This is a genomic window from Chloroflexus sp. (assembly GCF_034432675.1).
Taxonomy (GTDB): domain Bacteria; phylum Chloroflexota; class Chloroflexia; order Chloroflexales; family Chloroflexaceae; genus Chloroflexus.
Genome location: NZ_DAOUBI010000003.1, coordinates 1 through 5,861 on the forward strand (window position 1 = coordinate 1; position 5,861 = coordinate 5,861).

The following is a 5,861-nucleotide window of genomic DNA, read 5'->3' on the forward strand; positions in this document are numbered from 1 at the left end:
GCTCGTCACGATCATGGAATTGTTCGGCAATGAATGAGATACCTTCACAGTAGATGTTTTTTGAAACAGGTTCTAGTAAACGTGTTTGAAATAGATGCTACTACTGCATCAGGAAGCCAGGCACAGCTCTCTATTCTCTCCTTTCTCGCACGGCGGGAGCGGAGTCGGGAGGGAGGACGTTCAGCTCATCTGCAAGCCCTGTTTAGCGTATGCAATCGCATGTGCCGTCCAATTAGGGTGGCAACGTGTCGCATACTGACTCGTCAATGCTGAGCGAGATAACTTCCAGTCCGATATGGATCAGTGGCACCTCACTACAACGACAGAAAGGCGACACTACCGATCATGACGCTCCCGACAAGACCATATTCCAGGATTAGCCGCCGATTGAGCTGACCGATGCAGGCATGGCCGAGAATCCCAATCACCACATACAACACCGCCAGTAGAACCACGCCGGCCAGTAAGAAGGTCGTTTGCCAGTAGTTCAGTGCCCACATTAACTCGGCAATCCCAAAACCGGCAATCAAGGCAATGCCTACCGATACCGGGCGACGTTGAAGGTTAAGCAGTGCATAGATGAGCGCTCCCGCCACCAGGGCAACCATTGTCGCTGAGTAGAGAGTGCGGTAGCGAGTGTAGTAAATAGCGCTGAAAATACTAAACGCGATGATGTAGCCGATAACATGGAGCACAATTTGTGCTGGCATGTGTATCTCGGCCTGGCGATGAAAATTGAAATATTGAGCTATCAGGATGACAACGAGTGTCCCAGAGGATACAACCAGTGTCACTAAAAAGACAGTACTTCCCAACACCGGATTGAAGAGCTTTAAGAACGCATATGCGGCAATAATGTTCAATCCAGGTAATACCCATAAAGCTGGGGTTACATTGCGTAGTGGCCCTACTGATCGCACAATCCAGGCATGTGGGTGAGGGTGAGCGCGACAGACCCACTCGGTTGCTATCGCTGCTAAAGCGACTAGTGTCCCGATAATCACCCACGACAAACTGATTTCCGGGACATCACCACCAAACACAAAACGGGCATTTACCGGACTACTATCCATTAAAAAGACAACGGCAAGGCTGATGGCGTTTACGAATGCCATCGTCACGATCTGCTCGTAGCGCGGTTGTGGTATTTGCACATGGCCCCCTTTACAAATTGAAACTGTTTCATTTGAAACAAGATTGACATACAACCAAAAACCATGATATAGTTAAAACGAGAAGGAATTATACGGCAGTCACCTATCATTATCTACAAGTTCACACCTTTGCGTCTCCAGCGCACTAGTGAGGAGAAAGCTATGAGCGTCTCCACCGAGCCTACCGGATGGTACCAGAACAGTGAGATGACGCCTGAGCTTGAGGCTTACACCTTGCTGCGTCAGGTTCACTCAATGCTTGAGATGTATAATCGCTACGATCTGCGCGGTGAGGATCTGACCATTCCTCAATTTATGATCCTGAATTATGCTTCGCGTAGCGGTGTGCCGTTGAGCGAAATCAGCGCCCGCATGATGTGTGATAATTCAAATCTGACTGGTATTGTTGACCGTTTGATCGCCAAAGGGTACGTTGAGCGTCGCCCTGATCCCAACGACCGTCGGGTAAGTCTGATTTGTCTCACCGATGCCGGTGCTGAGAAGTTGCGCAACTTGCGCCCGCGTCATCACGAACGGTTGCGTAAACGGATGCGATCACTGTCGGAACACGAAGTACAGCAGTTGCGGGCATTGTTACAATCTCTGTACAGCGGTCTGGTCACCTCACCCGAAGATGAGGGTGATGGGCAGTAATCACTTGATCTGGTTACCCCACCCCCAAATAATCACGGCCGGGCTGGTATCCCATCTCCCCAAGCCAACCAGCAATCAGATCGCGAGCGCCGTGATTGGTTACATAGACCAGTACAAATGGACGTGGTTGCCGTTCTAGCCAGGCCGGTGCATGTACCGGTGCTCCCCAGATAGTCTGACCAATCTTTGCCGGGTCAATGTCGATCCAGGCAACCGGGGAAAATCCCTGTTCGATCAGGCGGCGGGCACGCTGCCGGGTGACCCGCCCTGCTCCCCAGTATACCAGTGGTCGCCCACTGTGCAGACGAGGGTCGCGGGCCAGATACGTAGCCCGCAGAGCATCGAGGGCTTCCCGTGCGTAGCGCGGATCTACGCGGGTTGCTCGTGTCGGATGCTCACGCCAGGCCAGCAGGTTGTCCGGTAATTTTTGCATCTGCACGCCAGCAGCATACATCCGTAGCCACAATTCATAGTCTTCCGGCCAGGACTGATCGGTATAGCCCCCTAACTCCTGAACGACTGCCCGTCGAAACATCACCGATGGATGGACGAACGGAGCTTCAACGTAGATTTCGGCTGCTATGTGCTCCGGGGATAAGACGCGGTTCTGCCAGCGTAGATATTCGCGCAGGCCGGTGCGTACTGCACGCGCCGGAAAGGCGACTACCCGACTGGCGACGAGCGCTAAAGCGGGATTTTCCTGTAGCGCGTGATATTGACGGGCGAGTCTGTCGGGATGCATCACATCATCGGCATCCATCCGGGCAATAATCAGGGCGCGAGCTAATGTTAACCCAAGATTGAGGGCAGCGGGCAGGCCAATTCTGCCGGCGTTAATCGGCACAATGTGCGCATCGCGTGCCGCTGCCGCCGCGATGATCGCCGGCGACTCGTCGCTCGAACCGTCGTCAATTGCCAGTACTTCGTAGTCGGTGAAGGTCTGCCGGGCCAGTGATTGCAGGCATGCCGGTAGGGTTGCGGCTGCGTTGTGAATGGGCAGCAGAACCGAGATCAGCGGTTTGATCATTGCGATGGTATACGTCCGTCATTGTCGGTATCGGTGTCTGATGAGACACTATCGTGCTCCATCATACCATGGCAGGCGTGCTGGTAGGACAATCTGTACCGGGTAGGTGAGAGTACCACGTGGTAATACCTTATCTGGTAGATATACGAAGTCATCACACCCCAGCCAGCAATGCCCCCGATCCTGCCCCTGAATAATGCACCGCCGGACGGTAGGGGCACGGTATGCCGTGCCCCTACTCTGGCGACGCATGCGTCGCCCCTAATCGCCAGTGGCACACCTGAACGATGCACATTGTTGCGCAAGATTTGGTACGACGGGTTCAGGGACGGACAGCATATACAAGGGTATGCGGGAGATAGAGTCTGGCGAGTCCCTGAACGCCCTCATCCCCGGCCTCTCTCCCGCACCACGGAAGGCCAGATACCATTTTCGATTGTCTTGATGCGGTAACAGGTGCATCACCCCATACGTTCTGCCCGCCCTTGAACCCTCGTGGGTGAGGTGTGCAAGGCTGGGCAACCGTGTTCATCACAGCCTTATCCTGCCTGGATTGCACTGCCGTCGCCCTGTACACTCTCTAACAACAACTCGGCGACGTCACGGCGCTGGAGCGTTTCGGCGCGTCCGGTATTCTTAGCGGCGTCTTCAAACATCACCATACAAAACGGACAGGCCACAGCCAGCGTCTGCGGTTGCGCCGCAGTGAGTTGTTCGAGCCGGATGACATTGACATTCCGCTCACCCCACTTTTCGAGCCAGACATTCCCGCCGCCACCGCCGCAGCACATTGCCCGTTCGCGGTTGCGCTCCGGGGCTTCCACCAGCTCAAGGCCGGGAATACTTGCCAGCAGGCTGCGGGGATCGTCGTAGACGTCGTTGTAGCGACCGATGTAGCACGGGTCGTGGTAGGCCACCCGCTCGTGAATCGGGGTTTGGGGCTTGAGCCGCCCTTCACGCACCATTCGGGCCAGAAACTCGGTGTGATGGACAACCTCGTAGTCAACGCCGGCCCGTCCACCAAACTGCGGATATTCGTTCTTGATGCTGTTGAAACAGTGTGCACATGTGGTGACGATGGTGCGGAACTTGTACTGATGCATGGTTTCAATTGCCTGCTGAGCCTGGGATTGGAAGAGCAGCTCTTCACCCATGCGACGAGCCGGATCGCCGGTACAGCACTCCTCTTCCCCCAGAATGGCAAAATCGACGCCAGCGCACTGCAAGAGCTGTACCATAGCGCGGGCAACTTTGCGCGAACGCTCGTCGTAGCTCGGTGCACAACCGACCCAGTAGAGCACCTCAACCTGTTCTTTTTCGGCCAGAACCGGTACGTCAAGCCCTTCGGTCCACGCGGTGCGTTCGCGGGCCGGCAATCGCCAGGGATTGCTCTGTCGTTCGATCCCCTCCAGCACTCGCTTCACCCCTTGCGGGACTTCGCTGGCGATCATCGTCAAATGACGGCGCATGTCCACAATATCGTCAACGTGCTCGATCATCGCCGGACATTCGTGGACGCAGGCATTGCAGGTTGTACAGGCCCACAACTCTTCGGCCTCGATGATCGTGCCCACCAGGGGCAGGGTCTCGGCGGTCGTCCCATTCTCACTCAACTCGGCCAGGGTGCGCACGGTGCCATCTTTGAAGTGGATCGGATCACCACGCTGCAAGTCGGCCATCTTCGTAATCAAATACTTGGGTGAAAGCAGCGCACCACTGGCATGAGCCGGGCACACACTCTGACAGCGCCCGCACCGCATACAGGCATCGAGATCCATGCGGCGCTTCCAGGTCAAATCGGCCAGGGTTGTTACGCCGAGGCGTGGTTCATCCTTCTCGATCTCGGCTTCAAGATTGGGAACCGGATCGAGTGCGCCCTTGGGCTGGAGATCGCGAAACAGGGTGTTGAGAGGGGTATACAGAATGTGACGAAACTTACTGAACGGTAGCGAGGCCATAAACAGCCCGGTTGCTGCCGCGTGGGTATACCAGAGGATCGGATGAATTGCCAGCGCCATCGGACTGCCATCTCCTAATCCAATCGCTCGGAAAAGGGTTGCAAGGGCAAATCCGACATACGCTACCCTGGCCCAATCCTGGTGGTACACCGACACCCCACCGATAGTCTGGTTCGCAATCCGCAATCCTTCGATCAGAAAGCCCCCGATGCCGAGAAAGAGCATCACACCGAGCACCCAGGCATCGGTACGCCGGTTGTCAAGCCGGTCAGGCCGGCTGCGGTAACGGCGCCAGGTTGCCCACAACAAACCGGCTACAAAGGCCAGTCCCAGCGTGTCGAGGATAAACTCGTAGCTCTTGTAGAAATCACCGACCAGAATCTTACCGGCTTGATCACCCATCAGCGGAATGGTGAAATCCTCTTCAACGGCAATAATATCGGTGCCGATGAACAGAGCCAGAAACCCAAAGAAGATCAGGGCGTGCATCACACCGGCCCGCCGGTCGCGCAACACCTTTTTCTGGCCCAGGCTTTGACGGGTGAACTCAAGCAGGCGTGCCAGTGGGTTGCCAATGCGGTTTGCAGGTTTTCCACGTCGCCAGCGAGCAATATCGCGCAAAATCCCCCAGGCCATGACCACCGTGGTGACCAGCGCGGTAAGATAGAGAAAGGTTGCACCGACTGTGTGGTCAATGTTCCAGTAGATTTCGCGGATGGCGATAATCTGTTCTTGCTCCATTGCTTTTCTCCGCACAAACAGCGTTCCTCGGAACGCTGCTGATCATAGCATTCGTGCTGCGTAGCGTCAATGCGACAGGATTGACGGGATTGCGGTGGGAATTAAGTAAGCTGGTGAACTCAGTGCGAGATTCGTCGGTAGCAATATTGGGTTGGGCGAAGACAATGTCTCTGCTTAGAGTCTATTTCAGAAAAACTGGAGGCGCTCTGGCGTGGAGGCCGCTCACACGGCTTCACGTTCATCCTCCAGGCACTCCAGATGCGGAAACCACTTCCACGCCATCTGGCTGCGGACATCCTCCCACACGCGCTCAATGGGATTGCGTTC

At 55.5% G+C, this 5,861-nt stretch carries 4 protein-coding genes; 1 reads left to right on the forward strand and 3 read right to left on the reverse strand.

The genetic code is table 11. The features are described 5' to 3' along the window. Positions 1-314: 314 nt before the first annotated feature. Complete coding sequence (locus VAE55_RS00665; RefSeq protein WP_322813900.1) at positions 315-1,154, reverse strand: hypothetical protein; 840 nt, start codon at positions 1,152-1,154, stop codon at positions 315-317. Positions 1,155-1,316: 162 nt separating this feature from the next. Between VAE55_RS00665 and VAE55_RS00670 the strand changes: the two genes are divergently transcribed. Beyond that, positions 1,317-1,808 carry a MarR family transcriptional regulator gene (locus tag VAE55_RS00670; RefSeq protein WP_322813901.1) on the forward strand — a complete coding sequence of 164 codons (492 nt, stop codon included), beginning with the start codon at positions 1,317-1,319 and terminating at the stop codon, positions 1,806-1,808. Positions 1,809-1,821: 13 nt separating this feature from the next. Here VAE55_RS00670 and VAE55_RS00675 read toward each other — a convergent pair whose 3' ends face one another. Beyond that, complete coding sequence (locus VAE55_RS00675; protein ID WP_322813902.1) at positions 1,822-2,835, reverse strand: glycosyltransferase family 2 protein; 1,014 nt, start codon at positions 2,833-2,835, stop codon at positions 1,822-1,824. Positions 2,836-3,374: 539 nt separating this feature from the next. Continuing rightward, positions 3,375-5,534: a heterodisulfide reductase-related iron-sulfur binding cluster gene (locus VAE55_RS00680; RefSeq protein WP_322813903.1), complete on the reverse strand. Its 2,160-nt coding sequence runs from the start codon at positions 5,532-5,534 to the stop codon at positions 3,375-3,377. Positions 5,535-5,861 lie beyond the last annotated feature (327 nt).

What these genes read in the sequence shown, in the direction of transcription:
- VAE55_RS00670 (WP_322813901.1), top strand. Translation starts at nt 1,317, where the DNA reads ATGAGCGTCTCCACCGAGCCTACCGGATGGTACCAGAACAGTGAGATG.
- VAE55_RS00675 (WP_322813902.1), bottom strand. Translation starts at nt 2,835, where the DNA reads ATGATCAAACCGCTGATCTCGGTTCTGCTGCCCATTCACAACGCAGCC.
- VAE55_RS00680 (WP_322813903.1), bottom strand. Translation starts at nt 5,534, where the DNA reads ATGGAGCAAGAACAGATTATCGCCATCCGCGAAATCTACTGGAACATT.